The organism is Saprospiraceae bacterium, assembly GCA_016709995.1.
In the GTDB taxonomy this organism is placed as follows: domain Bacteria; phylum Bacteroidota; class Bacteroidia; order Chitinophagales; family Saprospiraceae; genus JADJLQ01.
The window spans coordinates 175,097-201,337 of record JADJLQ010000001.1 but is presented as its reverse complement, the minus strand read 5'-3'; the positions used below and the strand labels follow the sequence as shown (position 1 = coordinate 201,337).

Annotated in this window: 24 protein-coding genes, 1 tRNA gene and 1 pseudogene; 7 read left to right on the top strand and 19 right to left on the bottom strand. The window is 39.8% G+C overall.

Annotated elements, in window-relative coordinates; all coding sequences use genetic code 11:
• From hflX to pyk, 4 genes and pseudogenes are all read right to left on the bottom strand, one after another.
• A pseudogene (gene hflX / locus IPJ09_00895) lies at positions 1-1,211 on the bottom strand (GTPase HflX).
• Positions 1,212-1,245: 34 nt separating this feature from the next.
• Positions 1,246-1,995: a DUF4292 domain-containing protein gene (locus IPJ09_00890; GenBank protein ID MBK7370010.1), complete on the bottom strand. Its 750-nt coding sequence runs from the start codon at positions 1,993-1,995 to the stop codon at positions 1,246-1,248.
• Entirely contained in the window at positions 1,992-3,695 is a 1,704-nt protein-coding gene (locus tag IPJ09_00885; protein ID MBK7370009.1) for a tetratricopeptide repeat protein, read from the bottom strand. Before IPJ09_00885 ends, IPJ09_00890 begins: the two co-directional genes overlap by 4 nt.
• An 89-nt stretch (positions 3,696-3,784) precedes the next feature.
• Positions 3,785-5,224 carry a pyruvate kinase gene (pyk, locus tag IPJ09_00880; GenBank protein MBK7370008.1) on the bottom strand — a complete coding sequence of 480 codons (1,440 nt, stop codon included), beginning with the start codon at positions 5,222-5,224 and terminating at the stop codon, positions 3,785-3,787.
• Between the two features lie 214 nt (positions 5,225-5,438).
• Between pyk and IPJ09_00875 the strand changes: the two genes are divergently transcribed.
• The 3 genes from IPJ09_00875 (at position 5,439) to rnc (ending at position 7,902) form a co-directional block, all read left to right on the top strand.
• Complete coding sequence (locus tag IPJ09_00875; GenBank protein ID MBK7370007.1) at positions 5,439-5,675, top strand: acyl carrier protein; 237 nt, start codon at positions 5,439-5,441, stop codon at positions 5,673-5,675.
• Between the two features lie 242 nt (positions 5,676-5,917).
• Positions 5,918-7,159 (top strand): beta-ketoacyl-ACP synthase II, encoded by a 1,242-nt coding sequence (gene fabF / locus IPJ09_00870; protein ID MBK7370006.1) that lies wholly within the window; start codon positions 5,918-5,920, stop codon positions 7,157-7,159.
• Positions 7,160-7,227: 68 nt separating this feature from the next.
• Positions 7,228-7,902, top strand: a complete 675-nt coding sequence (gene rnc, locus IPJ09_00865) for a ribonuclease III (GenBank protein MBK7370005.1) — start codon at positions 7,228-7,230, stop codon at positions 7,900-7,902.
• Here the strand turns inward: rnc and IPJ09_00860 are convergent.
• From IPJ09_00860 to IPJ09_00845, 4 genes are all read right to left on the bottom strand, one after another.
• Positions 7,877-8,764, bottom strand: a complete 888-nt coding sequence (locus IPJ09_00860) for a 4-hydroxy-tetrahydrodipicolinate synthase (GenBank protein MBK7370004.1) — start codon at positions 8,762-8,764, stop codon at positions 7,877-7,879. The two genes, rnc and IPJ09_00860, sit on opposite strands and share 26 nt — an antisense overlap.
• Entirely contained in the window at positions 8,745-9,305 is a 561-nt protein-coding gene (locus IPJ09_00855; GenBank protein MBK7370003.1) for a hypothetical protein, read from the bottom strand. The genes IPJ09_00860 and IPJ09_00855 overlap by 20 nt, the downstream gene beginning before the upstream one ends.
• A 2-nt stretch (positions 9,306-9,307) precedes the next feature.
• Positions 9,308-10,273, bottom strand: coding sequence for an acetyl-CoA carboxylase carboxyltransferase subunit alpha (locus IPJ09_00850; GenBank protein ID MBK7370002.1), 966 nt, complete (start codon positions 10,271-10,273; stop codon positions 9,308-9,310).
• A gap of 216 nt (positions 10,274-10,489) precedes the next feature.
• A complete protein-coding gene (locus IPJ09_00845) occupies positions 10,490-11,791 on the bottom strand; it encodes a hypothetical protein (GenBank protein ID MBK7370001.1) in 1,302 nt (433 codons plus the stop codon).
• A gap of 169 nt (positions 11,792-11,960) precedes the next feature.
• On the opposite strand from IPJ09_00845, the gene IPJ09_00840 reads away from it, so the two are divergent.
• Entirely contained in the window at positions 11,961-12,542 is a 582-nt protein-coding gene (locus IPJ09_00840; GenBank protein ID MBK7370000.1) for a hypothetical protein, read from the top strand.
• Between the two features lie 143 nt (positions 12,543-12,685).
• Positions 12,686-13,321, top strand: coding sequence for a DedA family protein (locus IPJ09_00835; GenBank protein ID MBK7369999.1), 636 nt, complete (start codon positions 12,686-12,688; stop codon positions 13,319-13,321).
• A gap of 27 nt (positions 13,322-13,348) precedes the next feature.
• Here the strand turns inward: IPJ09_00835 and IPJ09_00830 are convergent, their stop codons facing one another.
• The 6 genes from IPJ09_00830 to IPJ09_00805 all read right to left on the bottom strand — a co-directional run bounded on the left by IPJ09_00830 (position 13,349) and on the right by IPJ09_00805 (position 18,220).
• Positions 13,349-14,341 carry an MCE family protein gene (locus IPJ09_00830; protein MBK7369998.1) on the bottom strand — a complete coding sequence of 331 codons (993 nt, stop codon included), beginning with the start codon at positions 14,339-14,341 and terminating at the stop codon, positions 13,349-13,351.
• A gap of 2 nt (positions 14,342-14,343) precedes the next feature.
• Positions 14,344-15,126 carry an ATP-binding cassette domain-containing protein gene (locus tag IPJ09_00825; GenBank protein MBK7369997.1) on the bottom strand — a complete coding sequence of 261 codons (783 nt, stop codon included), beginning with the start codon at positions 15,124-15,126 and terminating at the stop codon, positions 14,344-14,346.
• Positions 15,127-15,136: 10 nt separating this feature from the next.
• The gene (locus IPJ09_00820) at positions 15,137-15,907 is read right to left on the bottom strand and encodes an ABC transporter permease (GenBank protein MBK7369996.1); all 771 of its coding nucleotides are present in this window, start codon (positions 15,905-15,907) and stop codon (positions 15,137-15,139) included.
• 137 nt (positions 15,908-16,044) lie between these two features.
• Positions 16,045-16,893: a universal stress protein gene (locus tag IPJ09_00815; protein ID MBK7369995.1), complete on the bottom strand. Its 849-nt coding sequence runs from the start codon at positions 16,891-16,893 to the stop codon at positions 16,045-16,047.
• Between the two features lie 59 nt (positions 16,894-16,952).
• Positions 16,953-17,561 (bottom strand): phosphoribosyltransferase, encoded by a 609-nt coding sequence (locus IPJ09_00810; protein ID MBK7369994.1) that lies wholly within the window; start codon positions 17,559-17,561, stop codon positions 16,953-16,955.
• A 20-nt stretch (positions 17,562-17,581) separates the two neighbouring features.
• Positions 17,582-18,220 (bottom strand): dienelactone hydrolase family protein, encoded by a 639-nt coding sequence (locus tag IPJ09_00805; protein MBK7369993.1) that lies wholly within the window; start codon positions 18,218-18,220, stop codon positions 17,582-17,584.
• 122 nt (positions 18,221-18,342) lie between these two features.
• Here IPJ09_00805 and IPJ09_00800 point away from each other — a divergent pair, with 122 nt between their 5' ends.
• Both IPJ09_00800 and IPJ09_00795 read left to right on the top strand, forming a co-directional pair.
• Positions 18,343-19,677, top strand: a complete 1,335-nt coding sequence (locus IPJ09_00800) for an erythromycin esterase family protein (GenBank protein MBK7369992.1) — start codon at positions 18,343-18,345, stop codon at positions 19,675-19,677.
• A gap of 51 nt (positions 19,678-19,728) precedes the next feature.
• The gene (locus IPJ09_00795; GenBank protein ID MBK7369991.1) at positions 19,729-21,399 is read left to right on the top strand and encodes a Na/Pi cotransporter family protein; all 1,671 of its coding nucleotides are present in this window, start codon (positions 19,729-19,731) and stop codon (positions 21,397-21,399) included.
• Positions 21,400-21,413: 14 nt separating this feature from the next.
• Here IPJ09_00795 and IPJ09_00790 read toward each other — a convergent pair whose 3' ends face one another.
• From IPJ09_00790 to IPJ09_00770, 5 genes are all read right to left on the bottom strand, one after another.
• On the bottom strand, positions 21,414-21,755 hold the full coding sequence (locus tag IPJ09_00790; GenBank protein ID MBK7369990.1) for a hypothetical protein: 342 nt from the start codon (positions 21,753-21,755) through the stop codon (positions 21,414-21,416).
• A gap of 69 nt (positions 21,756-21,824) precedes the next feature.
• On the bottom strand, positions 21,825-22,274 hold the full coding sequence (locus IPJ09_00785) for a pyridoxamine 5'-phosphate oxidase family protein (protein MBK7369989.1): 450 nt from the start codon (positions 22,272-22,274) through the stop codon (positions 21,825-21,827).
• A 192-nt stretch (positions 22,275-22,466) separates the two neighbouring features.
• Positions 22,467-22,925 (bottom strand): universal stress protein, encoded by a 459-nt coding sequence (locus IPJ09_00780; GenBank protein MBK7369988.1) that lies wholly within the window; start codon positions 22,923-22,925, stop codon positions 22,467-22,469.
• A 369-nt stretch (positions 22,926-23,294) separates the two neighbouring features.
• Positions 23,295-25,706: a cation-translocating P-type ATPase gene (locus IPJ09_00775; protein MBK7369987.1), complete on the bottom strand. Its 2,412-nt coding sequence runs from the start codon at positions 25,704-25,706 to the stop codon at positions 23,295-23,297.
• Between the two features lie 337 nt (positions 25,707-26,043).
• A tRNA-Asp gene (locus IPJ09_00770) sits at positions 26,044-26,112 on the bottom strand.
• Between the last annotated feature and the right edge of the window lie 129 nt (positions 26,113-26,241).

Below are 26,241 nucleotides of genomic sequence, written 5' to 3'. Positions count from 1 at the left end.
TTACCACGATTTTACCATATACGGATATCGTACAACATAGAGTTCCTTGATCAACCTGGTAAGCACTGTCTTGAGCTCCGAAATATTTTCTTTTTGAGTCGCGGAGATAAATACAGCTGGAAGGTTATACCGTGCTTTAATCATGTCTACCAATTGGTCTTCCAGTTCTTTTTCTCCTCATCACCCAAGAGGTCATCATAAACATTGGCGCGGTAAGCATCCATTTTATTAAAGACCATCAGGATAGGATGATTGTCTGCTTTGATCTCTTGAAGTGTCTTATTGACTGTGTTGATATGGTCTTCATATTGAGGATGAGAGATATCGACGACATGGACCAATAAATCGCACTCCCGGACTTCGTCGAGGGTAGACTTAAAACTTTCTACCAGGTGATGGGGCAATTTTCTAATAAAACCCACTGTGTCGGATAATAAAAAAGGGATATCTCCAAAAAACACTTTTCTCACCGTCGTATCCAGGGTAGCAAAAAGTTTGTTTTCCGCCAATATATCTGATTTGCTGAGCAAGTTCATGATGGTCGACTTACCCACATTGGTGTATCCGACTAAAGCTACCCTGATGAGCTCTCCCCTATTGTGGCGCTGTGTCATGGCCTGCTGATCTATCTTTTTTAATCGCTCTTTGAGCAATTGAATTTTTTCTTTGACAATCCGCCTATCGGTTTCAACTTCTTGCTCACCTGGTCCACGCATACCGATACCCCCTCGTTGGCGCTCTAAGTGGGTCCATAAACCTCTAAGCCTGGGCAAAAGGTACTGCAACTGGGCGAGCTCTACCTGTGTCCTGGCCTGGGCAGTCTGAGCACGTTTGGCAAAAATGTCCAGGATGAGGGAGCTCCGATCGACCACTTTTACCTTCAGCGCTTCCTCAATATTGTTGGTTTGTTTGCCGCTGAGGTCATCGTCAAAAATCACCAGGTCTACGCCGTGGGTTTCTGCATATTCTCTGACCTCTTCCAATTTTCCCTTACCAACGAAAGTCCTGGTATCAGGATGCGGGAGTTTTTGGGTAAATCTTTTGATCACTTTTGCCCCCGCTGTAGAGGCCAGAAATTCCAATTCATCGAGGTATTCAGTGAGCTGTGCATCGCCCTGTCCCCCTGCAGCCACACCAACGAGCACGGCTTTTTCTACATAGCCGGGTTTGAAGTTGGCAGCTTTATTATTTAGACTAAAATTGTCTTTCATGTGCAGTAAAATTAACTTCTATTTGCCGAAAGACCTATTTCATCAAAGTATAGTCCTCTGAGATGTTGAAAGGAGTGTTGTAAATCGGTGCAGTCTGTATGGAGCTAAATTTGATTTTGGACTCGTGGAAGTTGTTGGGCTGCTTGATGGTGTGTATATGAGTAAAAGGAAATACAAAATCATCAACTTTTTTATAATCAGAGTACATCACTTTTAGATCCGCATCATGTTGAGATACGGTGATAGATTGGATCTGAATATCAGGAGAAGAAATTTGAAATTGTTTGGCTAATAAGCCAGGCTGACTGAGATGGTATCCATCTGCTTGCTTTGAAAACATATAGGTGGCCATAGGGTCCAATGTAGGGAAAAGCACTGCCTGCATATCAGAGAACTGAGCCGGCACATTATATTTTTGCGATATTTCCATCAGACTACCCGACCAATATTCTTTGTTCCACACATCGAGTACAAAAGCCGAATCAGCCCGAATTATTCCCCTTGAAATTTCAATACCCAGCTTGGTCACACTAAACCAAACTAATGAATCCCTGCATACTCTCAAGGTCAATGATCCACTGGATAAAAACCCACCACCATCCAAAGCCACCTGCCCTTTGGCTTGCACCCACTTAGCTTTGACTGACTGATCATACACTTTATGGATGATATCATTTTCGCTTAATCCTGCAGGATCAGAAGCAGAGGAGTTTACAGCCACCTTGCGATTACAGCCAAGGAGTGCTATGCCGAAAAAAAACAGGAGGAGAGGAAATGATTTCATTTGATGGTTTTATCCAATATCTTTTTTTTGAGTTTAGAATTATTAGGGTTGAGTTCTAGCGATTTGTTCCATTCTATCATGGCCTGGTCAACATCTTTCAACATAAACAAAGTATCTCCATAATACTCATGGTACAAATGTGTTTGACCGGAAGGAAGTGGCAGGGCTGATTCAAATAATGCTTTGGCCTCTTCATATTTCTTTGCCCGGAATAAAAGTATGGCTTTGTATCCCCGCAGATCTGCAGAAGTCGGAAACTCTTTCAATCCTTGGTTGATCAAGTCCATGACTTTGGCATCGTTTTTTTGATTGCTCACCAGTAATGTCGCAGGGATGTAATATGCTAAAAAAGATTTAGGGTTGATGGATTTAATGGAAGATTTTAATTGATCGACCTGTTGACTATTGCCTTCGGCAAAAGCCAGGGCCAGCTCCAGACTTTTGGTCGACTCAAGATATTCTTTTCTGCTGGAAGCCATCATTTGAGTCTGCAGGAGCGCCGATTTCGCCTCATTGATTTTTCCACTTTTAATCAAGGCCTTGGTGTAAGCCATGGCCATAGTGATATCATTAGGAAATAGGTCGTACGCCTGTTCGGCGATGAGTTCATTTTCTGGTCCATCTTCAAACAGATCAGCCAACTCAATATAATTGGCCCAGAGCGGTTTGACTGAGTTATTTAAAGCCACCGCTTTCTGATATTGTTGATAAGCCAATCCTTTTTTCCCAAAAGCGATCAGTACATCACCATATAAGGCGTATGGCTTAGCTTCTTTTGGATAGTCTTGAACCAATAAAGCTGCGTATTTTTCAATCAGGCTGAGCAGACCCTGATCTTTGGAATCTATCCCCTTCTGAAGATAAGGTATGAGCTCCAGAACTTTAGTATCCATGGGGATAGATTGGTTTTCCATCAATGTCTGGATCGAAACCAGGTATTCATCATCTTTTCCTTCTAATCTATAAGTGGATGCTAATGCGAGATTGGCCCTTTCATCGGCTGGACTGATAGCTATAATTTGTTTGAATAGTTCGTTGGCTTTATTGACTTTATTCTGCTTGACATAAAAAGATGCAAGGGCATGCATATATTTTGTTTCCGTAGGAAAAGCATCGTAAAGCTTGACCAGCTCGGATTCAGCATCTTTATGCTTACCTAACTGTTGATATAAACTGGCCTTTTGTAAAGAACTGATCTCATTGATCCCTTTTTGGTCTTCGAGGAGGGTAAGTACCTTGACAGCTTCGATGAGATTGGAGGAATGAACCAACAAGTCCACGATAGCAGTATAGTGAGATTCCTTATATGGTTCGAGTGATTGCAGTTTTTTGTAAGTATTGAGTTCATCAGGTGCCTTCTGGAGATCATGATATACCGTGGCCTCTAACTGAAGATAATGGGTAGAATTGGGCAGATAGGACAGTGCTTTGGTGATCGCATCGAGTGCTTCGTCATATTTTTTAGTCTTGTCCAAAGCAAAGGCCAGCTCATACCAGGCAACATGATTATCAGGTTGTTTTTCAATAATTTCTTTGAATTGAGTCACACTTAAATCATGACGATCTATCAATTTATTCCTGATGGCTTCAATAAAAATGGACTGTACCTGCACATCAGACTCCGACATCTGGGTGGACTGCGAAAATCCTATAAAGTGACAATAAATGAATATCGAACCAACGATTACATTTCTAATCATGGGTACAAAAATACGGTTTTAAATAGCAGGATCAGGAGCTGCCAAAAAATTAAGTAATTGCTAACTAAATGCCAAAGCTGTACGATGAACTACTCAATGACAGAGATTTTCATCATATTGGTTCTTCCTTCCAATTGAATCGGCACAGTACCTGTGTTGACTACTATATCTCCAGGGCCTACGAGGCCTTTTTCTTTGAGTGTATTACAAACACGGTTCATTAGCTCGTCAGTAGTATCCCCCACACTTTGATAGAGATAACACTGTACCCCCCAGACCAGGTTGAGGGTAGAAAGCATATAACTCAAGGTAGAGAAAATAAAGATCTCGGCATGCGGTCGAAAGGAGGATATCTTAAAAGCTGTAAATCCTGAAGTAGTCATGCCTATGATGGCTTTGGCATCCAGGTCAGCGGTGGTTTTGACGGCGTTAAAGCAGAGTACATCAGCGAGAAAGGTTTCTGATTCACTATCAAGCTTGGGCAAACGACTTTGATTGGGTTTATAATAACGTTCTGTCTCACCAATAATTCTTGACATAGCCTCCACTACCCTGACTGGATGTTTGCCCACCGAGGTCTCGGCGCTCAACATGACGGCATCAGCCCCATCCAGGACTGCATTGGCCACATCGGTCACCTCCGCACGGGTTGGGCTGGGATTCTGGATCATACTTTCCATCATCTGGGTGGCCACGATGACAGGTCGGCTATGTTCGATACATCGGCGTACGATCTCTTTTTGGATGCCAGGTAGTTTTTCAATAGGTACTTCTACGCCTAAATCACCCCTGGCTATCATTACGGCATCAGCGGCTTGAATCACTTCTGTGATATTATGGAGGGCTTCTGGCTTTTCTATTTTAGCAATGATCCTGGCATGGTGACCAGCATCTACTAATCTTTGTCTAAGCTCAGTGATGTCCACCGCTTTTCTGACAAATGATAGGGCAATCCAATGAATCGGTTGAGTAAGTAAAAACTCAAGATCTGCCAGGTCTTTTTCTGTCAGGGAGGGCAACGAAATCAAAGTATCAGGCAAATTGACTCCTTTATTAGAAGAAAGTATACCGCCAAAGAGCACTTTTAATTTAACGATGGATTTACGGTCGGTCTCCAAAACTTCAAAAATCAATTTACCATCATCGACCAATACTTTATCGCCAGCTACTACTTCCTGAGGAAAAAGCTCATAACTCATATAAATACCCTGGGCTGTACCCTCACAAGGAGTATTGGTAAATATTATTTCATCACCAGTCTTCAAGTCAAGTGCATTGTCCTTAATCCTGCCCACCCGCAGCTTAGGCCCCTGGAGATCAGCCAATATGCCAACATGGAAACTATGCTCCTGATTGATCCTGGTGAGGTGCTGAATGACTTCAAGATGCGTGCCTTGATCGGCATGTGACATATTCAGTCTGAACACTTTAACTCCGGCTTTGGCCATTTCGAGCAACATGTCGTAGGAAGCAATAGCTGGCCCGACCGTGGCGATTATTTTAGTATTGAGGAGCGGATATTCGCTCATAGTTTTATAAATTTTGCGCATAGATACAGCAAAAATCTGTATGGTTTCTCAAAAGATATTTCAATTTTGTGAAACTTTTGAGATAGATTTGATATTATCAAGTTGAATTTAATAAAAATAGCGTGCCAAAAGAGGTCAGGCTGGATTCAATTAAAAAAAAGTTTTATATCACAATCAAAATTTTATTTTTGCACCTTAATTAAAAAATTAACAAATGGCAAGCATTGAAGAAAAAGTAAAGAAAATAATCGTAGACAAGCTCGGCGTAGATGAGGCAGAGGTAACTACTGAAGCTAGTTTCACTAACGATCTTGGAGCAGATTCGCTCGATACTGTAGAATTAATCATGGAATTCGAAAAGGAATTTGACATCTCAATCCCAGACGAACAAGCAGAGAAGATCCAGACTGTAGGTCAAGCAATCAGCTATCTGGAATCTCAGATAAAATAAATAAAAATCGACCTTTTTACTAAATGTATGGAGTCCATATGCTTACATATGGACTTTTTTTATTTGGAGTCGAATGCCCATATTCAATTCATATTCAACAACATATGAGTTTAAGATCTTAGATATATCCCCATAAGAGAGGTATATCCAGTCAAGCATACTTTAGAAAAGTGAGGCTGGATGGACAATGTAAACTTTTGTAAATTTGCCCATCAAATTGAATCATAATTAAAGCTACAAACATGAGGAGAGTTGTCGTAACCGGTATGGGAGCAATCACCCCAATAGGTAATTCGATCCCAGCCTTTTTAGAAGGTCTGCAAACGGGAAGAAGTGGCGCTGCCCCTATAACTCTATTTGATGCTCATCTGTTTAAAACCAGGTTTGCGTGCGAAGTAAAGGGGTTTAAAGTGGAAGATTACCTTGATCGCAAGGAATCCAAAAGGATGGATCGTTTCACCCATTTTGCTATGGTAGCAGCTGCTGAAGCTATAAAAAATAGTCAACTCGATTTAAGTGCCATCGACCTCGACCGGGCTGGAGTCATTTGGGGCTCAGGGGTTGGTGGATTACAATCTCTTGAAAATGAGGTTATTGAATTTGCCAGAGGTAATGGTACACCCAGGTTTAACCCATTCCTGATACCCAGGATGATCTCGGATATAGCTGCAGGATATATTTCCATTGAATATGGCTTTCGAGGTGCTAATTACAGTACTGTATCTGCTTGTGCGTCTTCAAATCACGCGATTTTGAGTTCTGTAGATGAAATCAAACTTGGGAGGGCTGATATCATGGTGACCGGAGGATCTGAGGCGGCTATCATTCCAACCGGAGTTGGAGGATTTAATGCAATGAAAGCCTTGTCTGAAAGAAATGATGACCCGGCTACTGCTTCAAGACCATTCGATAAAGATCGCGACGGTTTTGTACTTGGTGAAGGCGGCGGAGCACTGATCCTGGAAGAATATGAGCACGCCAAGGCCAGGGGCGCCACCATTTATGCAGAAGTAGTAGCTGGAGCCGCGTCAGCTGATGCATACCATATTACAGCGCCCCATCCCGAAGGGAGAGGCGCTATGTTAGTCATGAAAAATGCTTTGGCTTATGCCGGCATTTCACCTGCAGAGGTAGATTATATCAATGTACATGGAACTTCCACCACCCTGGGAGATATTTCAGAAATCAAAGCCATCCAATCAGTTTTTGGTGACTATGCTTATAACTTGAACATAAGCTCTACTAAATCTATGACAGGCCATCTGCTAGGAGCAGCTGGTGCTGTGGAAGCCATATCCTGCATCTTGGCTATCCAACATGACTTTATACCACCCACAATCAATCATTTTACTGATGATCCGGATTTTGATTCCAGGCTACAGCTTACATTTAATCATGCAGTCCCCAAAAGGATCAAAGTGGCCCTAAGCAATACATTTGGGTTTGGCGGACATAATACTTCTGTTATCTTTAGGCGTGTCTAAATCATCAAATCGTGCTGCGTAAACTGTATAACTTTTATATTTCGAATGACAAAGATTTTGCCAAACGAATCAAAAGTATGACAGGGGTCACACCTAAAAATCTGAATCTATATAAGCTGGCATTTTACCACCGTAGCACATTCAATGAACAGTCAGAGCTCGCTCAGAACAACGAAAGATTGGAATACCTTGGTGATGCTTTACTTAATAGTATTTCAGCAGAATACTTATACCATAAATATCCGGGCAGCAACGAAGGATTTCTCACCAAAATGAGAAGCAAAATTGTAAAAAGAAAAACACTCAATTACATAGCAGATGCCATGGGGCTGGATACTTTGCTCATGGAGTTTAATCGTACACATATCTCAGTCTCCATGTTGGGCAATGCCCTCGAAGCACTGATCGGTGCTATATATCTCGAATTGGGCTACGAACCCACTAAGAAATTTGTGGTCAATAAGTTGTTTCGTAAATTTCTGGACATCCACGACCTGGAGGTGAATGATGACAACTTCAAAAGCAGACTACTTGAATGGGGGCAAAAAAGAGGACATGATGTGCAGTATAAGGTCGTATCGAAGTTTAAACAAGATCACCGTGACCGATATCGGGTGGTAGTTACTGTCAATGGAGAAGAACTTTGTACTGCAGAAGATTTTAATAAAAAGAATGCCGAACAACAAGCTTCAGAGTCTGCTATTGCAAAGTTGGGTATCAAAGAGATATCAGAGATCCAATAGCCTCTTTAAGTCTTATTCTGTTTTCTTCAGAGAGTGCTACCAGAGGTAATCTCACCTCTGCGCGACACAGTCCCATCATCTCCATGCATGCTTTCACACCTACAGGATTGCCTTCGATGTATAACCATTTATGAATATCCAGGAGCCCATCGTTGATTTTTTTTGCTTTAGAAAACTCCCCCTTAAGAGCATGCTTGACCATATCTTCAAACTGCTGAGGAAAAGCATTGCTGATCACCGATATAACCCCCGAAGCTCCGCATGCTATCATAGGCAATGTCAAAGGATCATCTCCTGAAAGCATTTCGAAAGAGGCAGGCTTGTATTTGAGTATTTGCATGATCTGCCCAAAATCACCGGAAGCTTCTTTAGTGGCGACAATATTTTGATGTTCTGCCAATGCCAGCGTGGTTTCTGCAGAAATATTGACCGAAGTTCTGGATGGTACATTATATAATATCACAGGCACCGGTGAGGCATCTGCAATAGCTCTAAAATGGGCCAACAAACCAGCCTGACTGGGCTTGTTGTAGTAAGGGCTAGCTACTAAAATGGCATGGATGCCCTCAAAATTAGTGGTTCTGAGCATATCCAGGATTTGTCTGGTATTGTTCTTTCCAAACATACCACAGACTATCGGTAACCGGTCATTATTTTCCTCCAACACAATATCCAATACCTGTCGGCATTCTTCGTCAGTCAAAGTTGAGGTCTCTCCTGTCGTACCAAGTGGCACCAGGAAGTCAATACCTGAAGCCATATTGAAGGCAACTAATGTTTTCATTGCTTTCACATCAATCAATCCCTGGTCAAATGGGGTCACCAATGCAGTTCCTACTCCTTTAAAAACTAAGCTTTCCATGAAAACATACTTTATTTAAAATATCAATCAGATCGCGAATATATTGTTTTATTATGAAGGTGTCTTTGGTCTCTAATAACAGATGATAATATTCACTCAAATCTGAGTACGGGCCGACCTTGAGTTGGGCACTAGCCATGACCGCAAGATAATGCAAGGAGAGGCTTTGAGAAAGATCCGCATTGATCAATATATCATACTTTACTTCCAAAAAGCGATCCACATCATAGTTTTTCGGAATAAAGAAAAAAGAACGGTCAGAATTATTGAAGTTCTTAAAATGCAAGCCAGATGTATCTGCCTGATGATCTAAATAACCCATCAAGGTTACTTTGGCTCCGGTCTTTTCAAGATTTTTGGCAAACGTGAAAATCAGATCTTTATCTTCTACGATAGAGGCATCAAAAAGAACCGCAATTTTTTTGACATCAATCTCATGGACAGGTTTGATCGTGTCTTTTGCCAGGCGAGCATTGTTATGTAATATTTTTAGAAAACGAGCGTGGCGGTAGTTAAAAAAAAATGATTTTGATTCACGCATTATCAGATAACGGGAGTGACTTTTTTAAATTGCCCCATGCGGCTATACTTTGCAATGCGCTTTTTGATACGCGTTTCAGGCTTTTCAATGACTATGTCTGCCAATTCTTTTTTAATATGCCGCTTTAAGATTTTCGCCATTCCTTCAGGATCTGAATGGGCACCTCCCAGAGGCTCTTTGACTATATCATCTATGAGTTCGAACTCCTGCATATGATCGGCAGTCAATTTTAATGCTTCGGCTGCTTGCTGCTTAAAGTCCCAACTACGCCAGAGAATAGACGAACACGATTCAGGGGAAATCACCGTATACCAGGTGTTTTCCAGCATAAACACTTTGTCTCCCAAGCCAATACCCAGCGCACCACCTGATGCACCCTCTCCTATTACATAGCACAGTATAGGTACTCTGAGCCTGGCCATTTCAAAAAGATTGCGGGCTATTGCTTCAGCCTGACCACGTTCTTCGGCTTCAGGGCCGTGATAGGCCCCCGGTGTGTCAATAAAAGTAATGACGGGAAATCCAAATCTTTCAGCCAGCTTCATCAATCGGAGGGCCTTGCGATAGCCTTCAGGATTAGCCATGCCAAAATTGCGATATTGTCTCAACTTTGTATTAGTGCCCTTTTGATGACCAATGATGACCACACTTTGATTGTCGATCATGCCGATACCCCCTACCATGGCCTTATCGTCCCTGATATTGCGGTCCCCATGCAACTCTACAAAGGATTTGCAGATTTGATTTATATAAAATAAAGTGTATGGTCGCTCTGGATGTCTTGATACCTGAACTTTTTGCCATCCCGTGAGATTAGCATAAATGTCTTTACGGGTATTTTTTATTTTAAGTTCGAGCTCTTTGATTGGTTCGGTGACATCTACCTCTCCTTTCTCCTGAATCTTCTGGAGTTTGGCCAGTTCTTCAAATAATTCTTCAATTGGTTTTTCAAATTCTAAGAAAACCATAAGGTCATTTGGTTGATTTAATGGGCAAAGGTATTAATTCTAATTGAATAGACGGCTTTGATTCAGCAAGTCAAATTGCGACATTTCATTGAGCAGGCAGTATTAATAATACGCTGTATTTTAAGATTTTATGAAACTATTGAGCAAAATTTACCATTTTTATTTTTCAGCCAGACCTTGAAAAAGACCTCCGTCAATTAATTTTTGGAACTTAGCCTACAATTCAATTCTCTCCATTCCATGGGTAAAAAAAGTATTTTTCACAGCCCCTAATCCATTGAAGCGGTATTGAACACCTACTATGCCGCCAGATGTATTTGGAAAGACCAAAGAGTAGGCCTCTGTGTCATTCACCCATATTTTTAACAATTTGTCTTCACTGGTTACTTTGAGGTGGGTCCATTGATCAAGGTCGCAGCCAAAACCGGTCATGTCAGCCTGTTTACTGTTGATATTAGCACCACAAACTGTCAGGTGCAGATCACCTATACAGGAGCTGGCACTCAATGGAATAATGATAATATCGTCTTTGCATTGGATCAATACCTGAACAAACTGACAAGCATTATCCCCGTTATGGTGTTCATTTTTTAAATCAGTTTCAAAAGTAAAATTGTCATTTGTGATTGGCCCAAAGTCATTTTGATTAAAAAAACGAATTTTAGGGGACACGGGTAAAAGGTCTATATTATATTTTTTCAGGGTAGACTCATCTATTTCTATCAAGCCTTGTTTTTCAAAATCGGAGCGATCGAAATAAAGAGGTCTATCACCGTTTTCGATCAAGCATAACCAACCATCCGTTGCTATCTGGACATCATGCGTTTTGACAACTTGACTATCGATAAGTAGTTTGGCTCTGAAATAACCGGGGTAATAATATATGGCAGAATGGTCATGTTTGTTTTTATCGACCAATGTTTTTCTCCTGATATCCCAGGTTTGGACTATATATATGGAGTCCGAGGTTGCCGCGGTCGCATCGTAATGAAAAACAACAGAATTGGGCAATCCTATGGAAAGCACTTTATCGGCAGTGAAAGAAAACATATCAGGATTTAAAGCAGCTGAGGTCACTGCCTGCTCTTTAGTTGTGAGCGCAATGATACCAATGCAAACTACTACAACAATAAAAGCCAGCCCTATCCATTGCCATCGATTAGAATTATCGGTCAGCTTCCTGGGTTGATAAACGACTTCAGGTTTGGAGTGATTTGGAGGAAAGGGAATCGATTCAATTGGTTTAGAGGATAATTTATAAGACCTCCAATCTGAATAGTCCAGATATTGAGCCAAAGTATTAAGCGTAGTTAACGAAGGCGCATGGTCATACTTTATCTTCCCCCAAAGTCGCTTTAAAGTAGTCACGCTGAGGAGGGTATTTGTTTTGATTTCAATTTCAGTGCTCAATTTTTCAAAATCATACTGAGCCCAATCTGAACTATTGCCCCAATGGAGTTTTTCTTCTATTTCCAGAAGGCAAATTGTGATATATTTCTGTTCTTTCATTGAAGTCATTTTGGAATGGCTAAAAGATTCTGTCTAAAGAATAAATATTTTCAACTATGATCTACCTAAAATTTGTCTTAAAAATTAATTAAAAACCGTTCTTGAACCAACTTGCTTCCAATTTGGCAAGGCCAATAGGGATTAATTGCTCAAATTTGAGAGATATTCATTAAAGTTTATGAAAAAAATATTCACTTTGGTCCTGATGTTGGCCCAACTTTTTATGTATGGCCAAGGTAAACCATACTATCATGAGATACCACCCTATCCGACTTTTTATACCGCAGCAAATGTTGCAGCCAGGATGGTTGATGGGCTGGGCTTTCGCTACTATTGGGCCACCGAAGGGCTTACGGAGACAGATTTATCTTATAAACCCAGCCAGGAGGCCCGCACCACCCTGGAGACTTTAGAGCATATCTTGGGTCTGACTACAGTCTTAAACAACGCTGTTAAAAAACATCCTACGATCAGCGATCCCAATCCCCCCAAACTTAGTTTTGCAGATATGAGAAAAAAGACTCTGCTCAATATTCAGGAGGCCAGCGAAATATTAAAAGGTGATCAGGCAGACCTCAATGATTTTCCAATGATTTTTGAAAACCCCAACAGCAAACGCGAATATCCATATTGGAACCTGATCAATGGGCCGGTAGAAGATGCCATATGGCATGTGGGTCAGGTTGTGAGTTTCCGACGAGCTTCGGGCAATCCTTTTCCGGAGGGTGTCAGTGTGCTTCAAGGGACAAAAAATAAATAAGTCATCGTCACGATTTATATTTCAATCGTTTTGAATTTCAGCTAGAAATAATCATTGAATCACCTTGAGTCAATTTGAAATGAATTTGAAGTGTATTTCTATTTAAAGCGCCCAGGCACTTAATCTTCCTATCTTTGCCTGATATGAATATTATTGATTTTGTACTGCACATAGACCAACACCTGGAAACTTTTATAAGCCAATATGGCACTTTGGTTTATGGCATTTTGTTTCTCATAGTTTTTTGTGAGACCGGTTTGGTCGTGACTCCCTTATTACCAGGTGATTCCCTACTATTTGCAGCAGGTGCTTTGGCCGCCAATCCAGAAAATGGGCTGCATGTATGGATCATTATACCACTACTGATATTGGCAGCACTTCTGGGAGACAATTCAAATTATTTTATTGGAAAATACCTTGCCAAAAAGGGGGCTGGAGCCAAGTTATTTGGCCTATTTACAATCAAACAAGACTACATTGATCGCACTCATAAGTTTTATGAAAAATATGGGCCGCGTACGATCATCATGGCCCGATTTGTACCTATAGTCAGGACCTTTGCGCCTTTCGTAGCAGGCATAGGGAGTATGACCTATATGCGTTATATTAAATATTGCATAATCGGAGCTATTTTGTGGGTTACTATCGTTACACTGGCAGGCTTCTTTTTTGGCCGACTTCCATGGGTAAAAAATAATTTTGAAATAGTAGTACTGGGCATCATCATTATTTCTGTCATGCCGATGGTGATCGGATATCTTAGAAATAGATTTAGATAGTCCATATAATCTTTGGATAAAAAATGGTTATTTTTTTTGATTTTCCTTAGCTTCCTTTCTTGCCTGTTTTTTAAAATACCCCCGAAACAAAAAATTGCTTTTTAATGCTTCCATATTCTGATCAAAAGAAGCTGTCCCTTTGTTTAAATTATCCAGCGTGCTATTGATCGATGATACCCAGGCGCTATCTCTCAACAAAGCTTGAACTGGGCCATTGCCTTTTTGCAAATCCCGATCCAATGAATTAATTATCTGATCCACTTCCTTTGCTATCACATTGGTCTTTTCACCAAACTCTTTAATGCTGGTAGAAGCCTGTCGTAATTGTACAAAGATAGTGGTATCATATATTAAAGCACTCAGATTGCCTGATCCAAACTGCACACTATCTATGATCTGATGCACAGCATGAGCAGAATAGTTAATCTCACTGGAAGCCTGTTTAAATTCTCTCAACGTTGAGGATACGAGATCCGGAATTTCATCGGATGATAATAAATGCATTAACCGTTGGTTTTCATTTAAAGCTTGTAAAGTGATTTTCAAATTCTCAGTTATGTCAGCAATATTACGGTTGGTTTTGCTCAGATAAACTAGCATTTCGTCGGAATCAATTGGCTTTTTTGAGACTAGAAGATCCTGGTCCACTACCAAAGATGCCGGCATTTTAACCGGGACGATATTTACAATTTTGTTGCCCACTACTCCGTCCGTACCAATAGATACCAATGCATTTTTTTTAATGATATTTTTAAAATCATTGTCGATAGACATGGTGACTTCGATAACAGTATCATTGAGAATATCAATAGACCTAATGGAGCCAATCTGTATACCAGAAAATCGAACATTATTCCCTTTCTGCAATCCTTGAATATGCTGAAAATGCGTCCTTAGGGTAAATGATGGGGTAAATATATTTGTATTTTTTCCTATGAAATAAAGCATTACTACCAGGAAAGCCAGGCCCAGGATGACAAACAAACCCAGTTTAATATTATTAGTCAATTGCTTTGCCATAATCAAATATCAAAATATTGTCTAACCTTTGGATCACTACTCATCTGCAAATGGGCGTAGGTGTCACAGATATAACATTGACCATCTAATAAAACCGCTACCCTATCACTTGCCATTTTGACACAAGTCATATCGTGTGAGATAATCAAGGAAGAAGTATTGTATTTAATTTTTATTTCCACCATTAGATCAATAATTTCTTTTCCTGTGATTGGATCCAAGCCTGAAGTGGGCTCATCGTATAAAATAATTTCTGGCCTTAAGATTAAAGTACGTGCCAGCGCAATTCTTTTCTTCATACCACCCGATAATTCGGAAGGCATCATATCAATCGTATGTGTCAGGCCTACATCTTCTAAGGCATGTATCACACGTTGAAGCACTTCTGCTTGCGTGAGCTTAATCCAATGCCTGCGCAATGGAAATTCAAGGTTCTCTCGCACGGTGAGTGAGTCATACAAAGCATTGCTTTGAAATAAAAAACCAATCTTTGCTCGCATCGCATCAAGCTCCTCGTGGTTGAGGCTCAACACATCCCGGCCAAAGACCAATATCTCCCCTTGATCGGGCATCAAAAGGCCTATGATACATTTTATGAGTACTGATTTACCAGAACCTGACTTACCCAGTACTACTATATTTTCCCCTCTATTTAAATCCAAATTAAAACCCCGTAGCACTTTATTAGAGCCAAATGATTTATAAATATGTTTTAAACTCACCACCGGCAATTGGTGATCGTTTAATCCTTGTTTTAATAGTTCTGTGTCTTTCGTCTCAATCATCCAATCTTTATTAAGCTATTCCTAATATATCAGTAAACTGAACTACCAGCAAATCAATCACAAATATTAATACAGAAGAAACTACAACAGCAGAGTTTGCACTTCGCCCTACGCCTTCAGTGCCTTTCTCACTATGATACCCTTTATAGCATCCTATGAGACCTACCGTAAATCCAAAAAAGAAAGTTTTTATGAATGCTGGTAATACATCGCTAAACAGCAGGTTGTCAAATACCTGGTTCCAAAACAGACTAAAACTGGTCACTCCTTTAATATTAACTCCAAGGTATGATCCATATAATGATATAGCATCGCTGAGCAAGACAAGTATGGGGAGCATTAAGGTCGTAGCCAACACCCTTGTAACCACCAGATACTTGAATGGATTGGTACCACTTACCTCCATGGCATCTATTTGTTCTGTGACTTTCATAGAGCCTAACTGAGCTCCAATACTACTGCCGATTTTTCCAGCAAAAATCAAGGCAGTCAGAATTGGGCCGATCTCCCGGACTATAGCGATACCAACAATGACCGGTATCTGAGATTCAACGCCATAACTAATCATAGAAGGCCTCAACTGCATCGTCAGGACGAGTCCCATTATAAACCCTGTAAGACCCACCAGAGGGAATGATTTATAGCCAATAATATAACATTGATTGAAAAATTCTTTGATTTCATATCTTGGCCTAAACCATTCGGTCAAAAAACGAGCTCCAAAAGAAGCGATTTTACCCGTTTCATCTAAAAATTTACTAAATGTGGCCAGCTTATTCACACTACAAATGTGCCATTCAAAAGGAGAAATATTTGTGAATATAATCAAGTCATTCAATGATTATGATCAGCCTATAGGGCTCCAAATCAATTAAGTACAGGATATTAATCATTTATAATCCCTGCAAAGCTCAAATGCTAATTAGGATCTGCTCGATGTGCAATAAATATCGGCAAATCAAAATTCTTCAATATCCAATCTGTAAGACTGGTATTAATCATTCTCGATATCCGGCCTCTCTGAAAAGCACCTAAAACTATCAATGTGTCAGTAGATAAGGATTTTAAGTAAGGCAATAATCCAGAGTCAACATCTCCCCCCATCAATTTAAAAGTGGCTTGTGGTGCATGCCGATTCATATATTCCTTGAGCAGGTTTTCATCAGGCAATGTGGAAGACTCACTACCTTGGTGGATGTTGACCACTTCGGTGTTAAGCTTCAAGAAATCTTCAAAAATATAATTAAACATTTTATATGCATAGATCGACGAAGGCCGACCATCATATAGCCAAATTATTTTATTAAAAGGGTTAAAATCATAAGGCACAAGTAACAAAGGACAATGAATGTTTTCTAAAACTTTTTTTATAAATCGGGATGGTACCTTTTCCTTAAAAGAAACAAACGATTCTTGCCTGAAGATGATCATTAAGTCAGCAAAATTACTTTCATGAACTACATCCTGGATGGCATTATCACTGTCATGACGAATGGTATACGGGAGCTTAAGCGCTTTTAATTGACCTTCCAGCTCCTTGGATTGAGTCAACCTGGAAGTCTGATCCCTTACATCCAGCTCCTTTCTTATCCTTCCTGATACACCATCTTCTGCAATGAGTTCATAAATTTTATAACTATGATATTCGGGATCATCCAAAAAAACTGCAACCACGTGTGCTGATATCATTTCACCAATAAAAATCAAAAATTTTTCAGTGCTGCTATTGTAATTCAAACCATCAAAGACTGCAACAATTTTTTTCATGTTCACTACTTCTTGAAGTTATTAATGAATCTACCTTAGTTTATTAAGCATAGAAATCATTATTGGTTAAAAAACCCAATGACTTCCTTGTCTGTCAGCTGGTCAAAATCTTCATAAAATGAACCGACTCCATAAAATTCATCAGGAATATAAATGCACACTACGACATTGGCCAGGGTTTTTACAAGTTTGACAGCATTATTAGATGCGACAGGGATGGCGACAATTATTTGGTTAGGGAGGCTTTTTTTCACTACATGGAGGGTAGCCATCATAGTATGCCCCGTAGCCATGCCGTCATCCACCAAAATCACATTCATTCCCTTTAAGTTTGTTGGCTTCTTTTGTCCCATAAATTTTGAATACATCTCCGTCAACCTTTTTCTTATCAAGACTAGTTCAGCATCAATATACTCTTTGGGAATATGTTCCTGGCTAGCAATAAAAAATTCGTCCATGCTAGTCGCTCCGATGGCATATTCCTTGTTGGCAGGATGTCCTATTTTTTTTATCATAATAGGCTCCAATGGAACCTGTAATAGTCTTGCTACTTCAAATCCGACTGGAACTCCACCTCTTGGAACTGCCAGAACAATGGTATCTTTACTATTAAATTTCAGCAATTTCCCTGCCAAAATCTCACCAGCTTCTTTCCGGTTTTTAAAAATCATAATGAAATAATATAGCTTTACAAATACATGTCAAACCATTCATAAGCTGACTCACATACCAGATCTAAGGTACCCGGCTCTTCAAATAGATGTGTCGCCCCAGGTATAATATCCATTTTTTTCTTACCAGGCAGCATGGCCAGTGCTGATTCATTTAATTTAATAACTTCATGATCCTCACTGCCAACGATCAACAAGGTTGGAGTCATCAGGGTTGGTAGTACATTGAAAGCAAGATCCGGCCTTCCACCACGGCTGACCACAGCCTTTACAAATTTTAATTCTGAGGCAGCTATCAAAGCAGAAGCAGCTCCTGTACTTGCACCAAAATAACCGATGTTGCAATCAAAAGTAATGGGGGTATCAAGGATCCACTTAGTGGCTTCGATTAACCTGCTGGACAATAAAGGAAGATTAAATCTGTTTTCAGAGATTTTATCTTCTTCTTCAGTCAATAAATCAAACAACAAAGTACCTATCTGTCGTTTATTAAAATACCCTGCCACATATTTATTTCTCGGACTATGCCTGCTACTTCCACTCCCATGTGAAAACAAAATAATCCCTTTTGCATTTAGTGGAACCTTGAGATCACCACTGACATATAACCCATCGATGGCAATATCCACTTCATCTTCAAATTGCAGATTTACCATAAGATACTTATTTAGGCTTGAAAGATAACCTCAAAATATATAAAACAAAATGATATTGATCATAGCCAATCATGACTTCATGCATAATGCACATCATTCGAAATATGCAACTTTAGTCACCTATGGGAAAGTATTTTTTTAACAAAAATTCACCAGATAATCTAGAAATAATTTCATCCATTAAACAATGGTCATGGCCATTAGAGAACCCGAATGACTTGAATCCATTGATCGACAAAATTGGAAATGCCCGAATAGTTATGTTAGGAGAGGCTTCGCATGGCACCAGTGAATATTATAGGTGGAGGTGGCATATCACAAAGAGGCTCATAGGAGAAAAAGGATTTAATTTTATCGCAGTGGAAGGAGATTGGCCGGATTGTTATCGGCTGAACCGGTATATCAAATTGGACTCTTCAACGCCTCACAATCCCTATGCTGTACTGAGGGAATTTAATAGATGGCCGACCTGGATGTGGGCAAACTGGGAAATGGTGGCAATTTCCGAGTGGTTAAAGAAATATAATCAAACTAAAAATCTAAAAGATAAAATTGGCTTTTATGGTCTGGATGTATATAGTCTGTACGAAAGCCTACAGGAAATCATGAATTACTTGGACAAAGTCGATAAAGATGCATATGCAATAGCCATGGATACCGTGAGATGTTTTGAGCCTTACCGTCAAGACGAAGGTAGATCCTATGCCAAGGCAAGCGAATTAGTGCCCGAACTGTGCCAAAATGAAGTACTCAAGTTATTGCAAGAAATTCAGCTCAAAATAGCTTCTTATAATTCCGATATGGAAAATGTATTCAGTGTTGGTCAAAACTCAACCATCGTAGCCAATGCCGAGCAATATTATCGCTCTATGATCAAAGGAGGACCCCATAGCTGGAATGTGAGGGATAGACATATGCACGAGACACTTGTCAATCTGCTTCAATTTCATGGAAAAAATTCAAAAGCCATCATCTGGGCTCACAACACCCACGTAGGTGATGCCAGAGCGACTGACATGATCAGAGAAGGTATGTATAATATTGGTGAACTGGCAAGAATGCAACTACAAGAGTCCGGAGTATTTTTGGTAGGATTTGGTTCTTTTGAAGGAACAGTGACAGCCTCTAACCGATGGGGAGGAGAAATCCAACAATTAGATTTACCTGTTGCTCGTGCTAATAGTTGGGAATATTTATTGCACCAGGCATCTCCTAAAAACAAATTGCTTATAATGGAAGATTTTAATACCGACTCATTAATCGAGCATTTTATACCACATCGTGCGATTGGTGTAGTCTACCAACCGGAATACGAAGTATATGGCAATTATGTGCCAAGCATCCTTCCACTAAGATATGACGCATTTATACATATAGATCAAACCACTGCTCTACACCCACTGCATATTCAACCCAGTGGCCACCAGACTCCTGAGACTTATCCATTTGGTGTTTAGTGCCCTGTTATGCTGTTTAATGATTAATTTACCCTAAATTCAGTCTCACACATGTTGACCGCATTTTTCAAACTTCTAGTAGGCGTCGTCATTTTTCTTTTCGGCTTTAATTTTATTGAAGAATCGATCAGTAATATTTCGGGAAGATCATTCAAGCTTTATTTAAAAAAACAAACTTCCAATCCGATCAAAGCAATTATAGGGGGTACGGTGGTCACTGCGATATTGCAAAGCAGTAGTATTGTTAACTTCCTCGTTTTATCATTTGTTGGGGCAGGAATATTGAAAATCTCAAATGCCTTGGCTATTGTGTTGGGAGCCAACCTGGGCACTACGCTGGATAGTTGGGTGATAGCTACCCTCGGATTTCAAATGAATCTGGAGAATCTATCTTTTCCATTAATTGCTATAGGAGGACTCTTGATGTTTATGTCTGACAAAGTGGGAAAAATATATTACTGGAGTAGATTCTGTGTAGGGTTGGGGTTCTTATTCTTTGGTTTAGAGTTTATTAAAAATGGAGTATCTGAATACCTGACCACCTATGATCTAAGTGCCCTAGCCCACTATCCTTTGGTCGTCTTTGTGATATTTGGGCTGATTGCTACTACCCTGACTCAATCCAGTTCTGTTACCATAGCCATTACTCTGGCGACTTTATACGCACATGGAATCTCATTGATAGCCGCGATGGCCGTGGTGCTCGGATCAGAAGTTGGCACCACGCTTAAAATAATACTAGCTTCTTTGAATGGACCTTCGGTCAAAAAAAAAGTAGCCTATGGCAATCTAATCTTTAATGGATTTACCCTTCTTTTGGCATATATATTTATAAAGCCAACATATCATCTGATTAAAGACATTATAGCGATTAAAGACCCTCTTTTAGCCCTGGTGTTTTTTCAAACTATGATCAATTTATTGACTATCCTTTTATTTTTACCATTTTTAAAAAAACTGGGCTATTGGTTGGATAAGCATGTATCCAGTACCATGGACAAAACAAATCTTTTACAGAAGATATCTGTAAACGAAGGAGATTTTGCACATGACGCACTGGAAAAAGAAACCAAGACTTTTTTGAATATAGTCCTGCTCTTTTCAAACAAAGTATTTGAAAAAAATACAACCCTGGATCTTGATGATCAACCACTGCAAAAAAAAATAAGCACTTTGGACAATTCAGAGCTTTACCATTTTATAAAACACAAACATGGAGAGATCAGAAATTATGCTTTCAACTTACACCGTCTGACTAATGATGAAGACAAGTTAAAACGACTGGATCAACTATTGGAAGCTATCCGGGAAGCGATGTATGCCGTCAAGAGCATTAAAGACTCTTTTATCGATATAGAAGCCTTGCGTAATAGCTCGAATGATGTAAAATATGGGTCATATGTGGAGTCAAAGACTGAGATACCCACCCTGGTGGCTAATTTGATGTCGATACTTCGGCAAGATACCAGGACATATGATTCTACAAGTCTTGCCAAGCTGCTTCAAAAGCTTGATAGTGAGTTTGTGACCCAAGTGGGACAATATTACAAAACAGAATTTAAACCCAAGTTGATTGAAGACGAATTTTCGACATTGATAAATTTTGATCGTGAAATATTTAATGCCAGCAGATCTATGATACTAATGACGGAAATATTCCTCTCCAATGTTCATATACCAAAACATCAGAAAAATATACAGGTAATAGATGGAAATGCTTAAAGGCAATATCAGGATCAATCTACTCTATAGCGATCTATAAGGATATATCCCCAAGCTTGAGCACATGAATCAGGATCGATCCGCCAATCCAAAGAAATATTTACAGGAAACTTGGCCGTCTTCAAATCAAATCCAGGCCCTTTAGGCAGCTCTGCAAAAATGTGCCCCATCTTGTCGATCTCGATCACATAATGTCCACAACAGCCACATTTTTCGCCAAAACAAGCACATTTTCGATAATCTGGACCTATGATGATCCCTTTACTTTGAAATGTAGAATTTTCTTTGGAACAGAATGCCCAAAACATCATTGACAAAATGAACAAAGGCGCATATAGCTTTACAGACTTTCTCATGAAGTAAATAACGTAAAGGAATAATAAATCGTTGGACCGAAGTCGAATTTTTTATATTTGAAAGCACCATTATTGCTTTTCAAACCGTCCAGAAAAAGATACCAATTTAATGCGATACATGACTACTTTAATTCTTGTAGAATCGTCTATCTCGTCGTTGACTTCATGACCAAAAGGGTGAATCGTACTGCTGGTTTTCAGTGGGAATACACGATTGAACAGCAATTCCCTTGCATTGTCTGCTTCAAGGCCGGATAGTTCTTCAAATTTTCCATGGACTATAGCGCATTGCCAATTTCTCATGTCAAACATACTATCTACCTCAAAGCAGACATTGGGGTTTTTACGTAGTATATCTAATTTTTTTCCTTCATTGGTCTGACCATAAATAAAGTCACCATCATAAGCATAAGTTACAGGTATGATGTATGGAAGTTCACCTTCTGCACAAGCCATCCTACCTAAAGCCTGACTAGAAAGGACATTTTTAATCTGAAGCTCATTTAATTCACCTAACATAATAGTTCTTTTGAGATACCAAATAGCATACCTATCTGCGCCAATCTCAAATGTAACAAATAATGATTTTCAGGGCCATGATATCCGTCAGGACTATAATTGATTTTTTCCAGTAAGTAGAAAAGGTGAATCCGGACTTTAGTAGCGAACGGTCAATATTATCTAAACTGATGATCAATAACCATTTTAAAATCAGGTTAAAGATTCAGATGGAATCGTCAACAATGGAATTTTTGAATTTTTGACCATATGCACGGCCAGGTCAGGTAGAAGTTTCTCCAGGCCTTTGTGTTTGTGCGAGCCCATTACAATCAAATCTGCCTTCCATTCATCGGCAAATTGCAAAATTGAATCATCGGTATCCCCTTCCAATACCTTGGTCTGAACGAGTGGGTCACCCAGGTGCTTGCCTGAAGCTGCCAAAAAATCTTCAGCTTCCTTTTTAATATTTTCCACTACCCCCTCAGTACCGTCAGCATAGCTGCCATAGAAACCCATAATCGGCGAATATGGAATGCTATAAAAAGCTGGATCTGTAATAACATGTACGAGTACGACCTCAGCTTGAAATGCTTTGGCAACAGCATAACCAATCTTAGCTACGTTTTCAGCAGTAGGATTGTAGTCAATGGCGATAAGAATTTTTTTCATATTATTCAGTATTAATTTTTTTCAAATATTATTTAAATACACCACCTTAAAATTATTAAGCTCAAGTTTATGGCACCCCGGCTCCTCTCCTCAAAGTTATTTGAATTTGCAATGAAAACTCTGGAATAAATCAGTAGCGTGACTGATTTTGGTCCTGACAGTAAATAAAATTGTGGGGGGTCGCAACCAAGTCAGCCTCTCAAATTTAATTTATGATGAACATACTGATCGGCCAAAGTGAAGATTTATTTAAACTAAGCATAAATAATGACCGAACTTTCCTGTACTATCTTCTTCTTTTAAACCATTTTACAAATTCATACCAAATGACCACCAGAAACCCAATTGCAATAGACGATGACAGCTGGTTTACATCCAGTGATTCAAAGTCAAAAAATCAGCGAAAGGTTTCACAAATAACAACATTCCTGTAATCAATATGGTGATCACTATGATCCTCCATACCAAATTGTTTTTATATCGGGATGTGGTAAAAATCGAGTAATAAAATGACCGATTGACCAGGGTCAAAAATATATTAGCTGAAATGAGGGTAGTAAAAACCATGGTACGCGTATGTGGTTCACTAAACCCTTGCAATACTGCCAATTGATATACTCCTAATGTTCCTATAGAAATGACTAATCCCTGGACCATACTCGTAGTCAACTCCCTCCAATTAAAAAAAGTAGTCGTGAAAGGCCTCGGCTTTTGAGAAAGAATATTTTCTTCAATTGGTTCATTTTCATAGATGATCGAACAGGTTGGCCCCATGACCAATTCCATAAAGATGATGTGAATAGGCGAGAAAATATTGGGATATACCCATCCCAAGACCAATGGTATGAAGACGGTCATCACAATAGGTATATGGATTGAAATAATATATTGAATAGCTTTTTTGAGGTTAGAATAAATTTTTCTGCCCATAGCCACCGCATCCACCATTTTCGAAAGATCATCTTCTAATAATATCAGCGAAGCCGCCTGCTTGGCTATTTCTGTTCCTTTACGACCCATCGCGACACCGATATGGGCTGCTTTGAGTGCAGGACCATCGTTGACCCCGTCTCCCGTCATGGCAACGATCTCATTGTTCGCTTTTAATGCGTTAATTATCTTCAATTTTGCTTCGGGAAACATCCTGGTAAACACATTATTCTCTACAACTACTTTCACCAATTCTGCGTCATTCAACTTCATCAAATCATCTCCATTAATACTTTTCTCAAATCCTCTAAACCCAACTTGTTTAGCAATTGATTTGGTAGTGGCTGCATTATCACCAGTCACGATTTTTACAGTAATCCCTGCATCATAAAAGTCGTTTAATACTTTAGTTATATTCTTCTTTGGAGGGTCATAAAATGCAATAATACCTTTAAATATGAATCTGATTTCTTGCTGAGATTTGGGATACTCATCACTATCCATATGAGCCTCTCCAACACCCAATACCCGATAACCTTTTGAAGCAAATTCTAAAATGGTATCTTCAATTACTTTGCCCTCATCAGGATCCAGGTCTGAAACATTTATTATAGCTTCCGGAGCGCCCTTAGCGGCTATGATACGATGTCCTTGTTTGTCCTCAAAAATATGGGTCATCATAGGAGGCTGGCCGCCTAAAGCATATTCTTTGACTATATTAAAGTTTGGTCTTTCATCTGTAAGCATAATTTCAGAATAAGCTTCATGTAGTGCTACTTCCATTGGATCAAAAGGGATAGGTTCGCTGGCCCACATCGATGTCCTTATTAGTGCTTTGCCTTCTTCCGGCAGCTCAGTGGCTAAAGAATAATACTTTTGGTTGGCTAAAACAAAAATACTAGCCAGACTCATTTTGTTTTCGGTGATGGTCCCTGTCTTATCAGTACAAATCACGGTGGCACTGCCTAAGGTTTCCACTGTCTTCATTTGCTTGACCACTATACCCATTTTCATCAATCGCCAGGCTCCCAGGGCCATGAAAGTGGTAAAAGCTACTGGGATCTCTTCAGGAAGTATACTCATAGCCAGGGTAAGGGCTTTTAATAAACTATCAAGCAGACTTTGAGTTTTAAAATAATTGATGATCCACACTACCAGGAAAACCACAGCTCCCGCAATCACCATTTTTTTTACAAAATTGTTGATCTGTAATTCAAGTGGTGTTTTTTCTTCAACGATGCTCTCCAGGCTTTTTCCAATTTTGCCCAATTTGGTATTGAGGCCAATAGCTGTGACTCTCACGATAGCGAGCCCACTTGCCACGGTTGTACCCTGGAAAATAGTATTGTCTTCGCTAGTGGCATCTTTATATACTGCTAGCGATTCACCTGTCAAAATAGATTCATTGACAGAAAAATCATTGGAATGAATAATGATCCCATCAGCCGGTATAGCTGTGCCTTCTTCTACCAACAGACTATCCTCCATCACCAGGTCCTGAGACTTGATTTCAACCACCAGACCATTGCGAATCACCTTACAGCCCGGCTGGGTGTATTCTTTTAATTTTTCAAGGGCATTGCGGCTGCGGGTATCCTGATAAAGAGAAATCGTGGCTACTAAGACTATCGCAGAAGCAAGGAAAACACCATCTCCAGTTTTTCCACTGATGAAATAAATGGTAGCTGCCACAAATAAAAGGATCACCATAGGTTCGGTAGCTAAACTCTTGACTGCATCTAAAAAGCCATTTTCTTTTTTATATACCAACTTATTGAGTCCATGAGTATTCCTGGATACCACAACTTGGTCATCGGTCAGACCTGAGATGTTAAAATTATTGACTGGCATACTTGTTATTATTCAGAAGTCGCAAGATAGTGTCATAACTTCAATAAGGCTGAGTACAACATTGTATTGGAGTTCAGCTAATGGTTCATCATCTAATACAGCAACATCATTTTATCATCAACTTAAGACACCTCAATAAATAATCAAACAATTGACTTACACTGATTTAAAAATTTTAATTCCGGGCAGGACCGCTTGGTGCCGGGAAATGAACGGTGACTAGGAAATGCCATTTTCGCCAGAACAGGTAAAAAAACCTATTGCTTACGACCTGAAATACACCTTGAAACAAAAAAGCCTTGCAAACAATTCATTTACAAGGCTTTAAAATATTAATTGCGGACCGGACGGGACTCGAACCCGCGACCTCCGCCGTGACAGGGCGGCATTCTAACCAACGACCCGCTCCACTTTTTTTTTTGGCCAGGTCCCTTTTGTCTCCCCCCCCCCCCCTTCTCCCCTCGGGGGGGGGGGGGGGGGGGCCCCCGGCCCTTCGGGGCGTTGCTTCGGGACTAACCAACTGAACTACCGATCC

Excerpts from the sequence above, each read along its gene's own strand:
- IPJ09_00890 (MBK7370010.1), bottom strand. The coding sequence starts at position 1,995 with ATGAAATCATTTCCTCTCCTCCTGTTTTTTTTCGGCATAGCACTCCTT.
- IPJ09_00825 (MBK7369997.1), bottom strand. The coding sequence starts at position 15,126 with ATGATTGAGACGAAAGACACAGAACTATTAAAACAAGGATTAAACGAT.
- IPJ09_00875 (MBK7370007.1), top strand. The coding sequence starts at position 5,439 with ATGGCAAGCATTGAAGAAAAAGTAAAGAAAATAATCGTAGACAAGCTC.
- IPJ09_00860 (MBK7370004.1), bottom strand. The coding sequence starts at position 8,764 with ATGGAAAGCTTAGTTTTTAAAGGAGTAGGAACTGCATTGGTGACCCCA.
- fabF (MBK7370006.1), top strand. The coding sequence starts at position 5,918 with ATGAGGAGAGTTGTCGTAACCGGTATGGGAGCAATCACCCCAATAGGT.
- IPJ09_00840 (MBK7370000.1), top strand. The coding sequence starts at position 11,961 with ATGAAAAAAATATTCACTTTGGTCCTGATGTTGGCCCAACTTTTTATG.
- pyk (MBK7370008.1), bottom strand. The coding sequence starts at position 5,224 with ATGAGCGAATATCCGCTCCTCAATACTAAAATAATCGCCACGGTCGGG.
- IPJ09_00795 (MBK7369991.1), top strand. The coding sequence starts at position 19,729 with ATGTTGACCGCATTTTTCAAACTTCTAGTAGGCGTCGTCATTTTTCTT.
- IPJ09_00785 (MBK7369989.1), bottom strand. The coding sequence starts at position 22,274 with ATGTTAGGTGAATTAAATGAGCTTCAGATTAAAAATGTCCTTTCTAGT.
- IPJ09_00780 (MBK7369988.1), bottom strand. The coding sequence starts at position 22,925 with ATGAAAAAAATTCTTATCGCCATTGACTACAATCCTACTGCTGAAAAC.
- IPJ09_00830 (MBK7369998.1), bottom strand. The coding sequence starts at position 14,341 with ATGGCAAAGCAATTGACTAATAATATTAAACTGGGTTTGTTTGTCATC.
- IPJ09_00845 (MBK7370001.1), bottom strand. The coding sequence starts at position 11,791 with ATGACTTCAATGAAAGAACAGAAATATATCACAATTTGCCTTCTGGAA.
- IPJ09_00835 (MBK7369999.1), top strand. The coding sequence starts at position 12,686 with ATGAATATTATTGATTTTGTACTGCACATAGACCAACACCTGGAAACT.
- IPJ09_00800 (MBK7369992.1), top strand. The coding sequence starts at position 18,343 with ATGGGAAAGTATTTTTTTAACAAAAATTCACCAGATAATCTAGAAATA.
- IPJ09_00805 (MBK7369993.1), bottom strand. The coding sequence starts at position 18,220 with ATGGTAAATCTGCAATTTGAAGATGAAGTGGATATTGCCATCGATGGG.
- IPJ09_00885 (MBK7370009.1), bottom strand. The coding sequence starts at position 3,695 with ATGATTAGAAATGTAATCGTTGGTTCGATATTCATTTATTGTCACTTT.
- IPJ09_00855 (MBK7370003.1), bottom strand. The coding sequence starts at position 9,305 with ATGCGTGAATCAAAATCATTTTTTTTTAACTACCGCCACGCTCGTTTT.
- IPJ09_00790 (MBK7369990.1), bottom strand. The coding sequence starts at position 21,755 with ATGAGAAAGTCTGTAAAGCTATATGCGCCTTTGTTCATTTTGTCAATG.
- IPJ09_00850 (MBK7370002.1), bottom strand. The coding sequence starts at position 10,273 with ATGGTTTTCTTAGAATTTGAAAAACCAATTGAAGAATTATTTGAAGAA.
- IPJ09_00775 (MBK7369987.1), bottom strand. The coding sequence starts at position 25,706 with ATGCCAGTCAATAATTTTAACATCTCAGGTCTGACCGATGACCAAGTT.
- IPJ09_00815 (MBK7369995.1), bottom strand. The coding sequence starts at position 16,893 with ATGAAAAAAATTGTTGCAGTCTTTGATGGTTTGAATTACAATAGCAGC.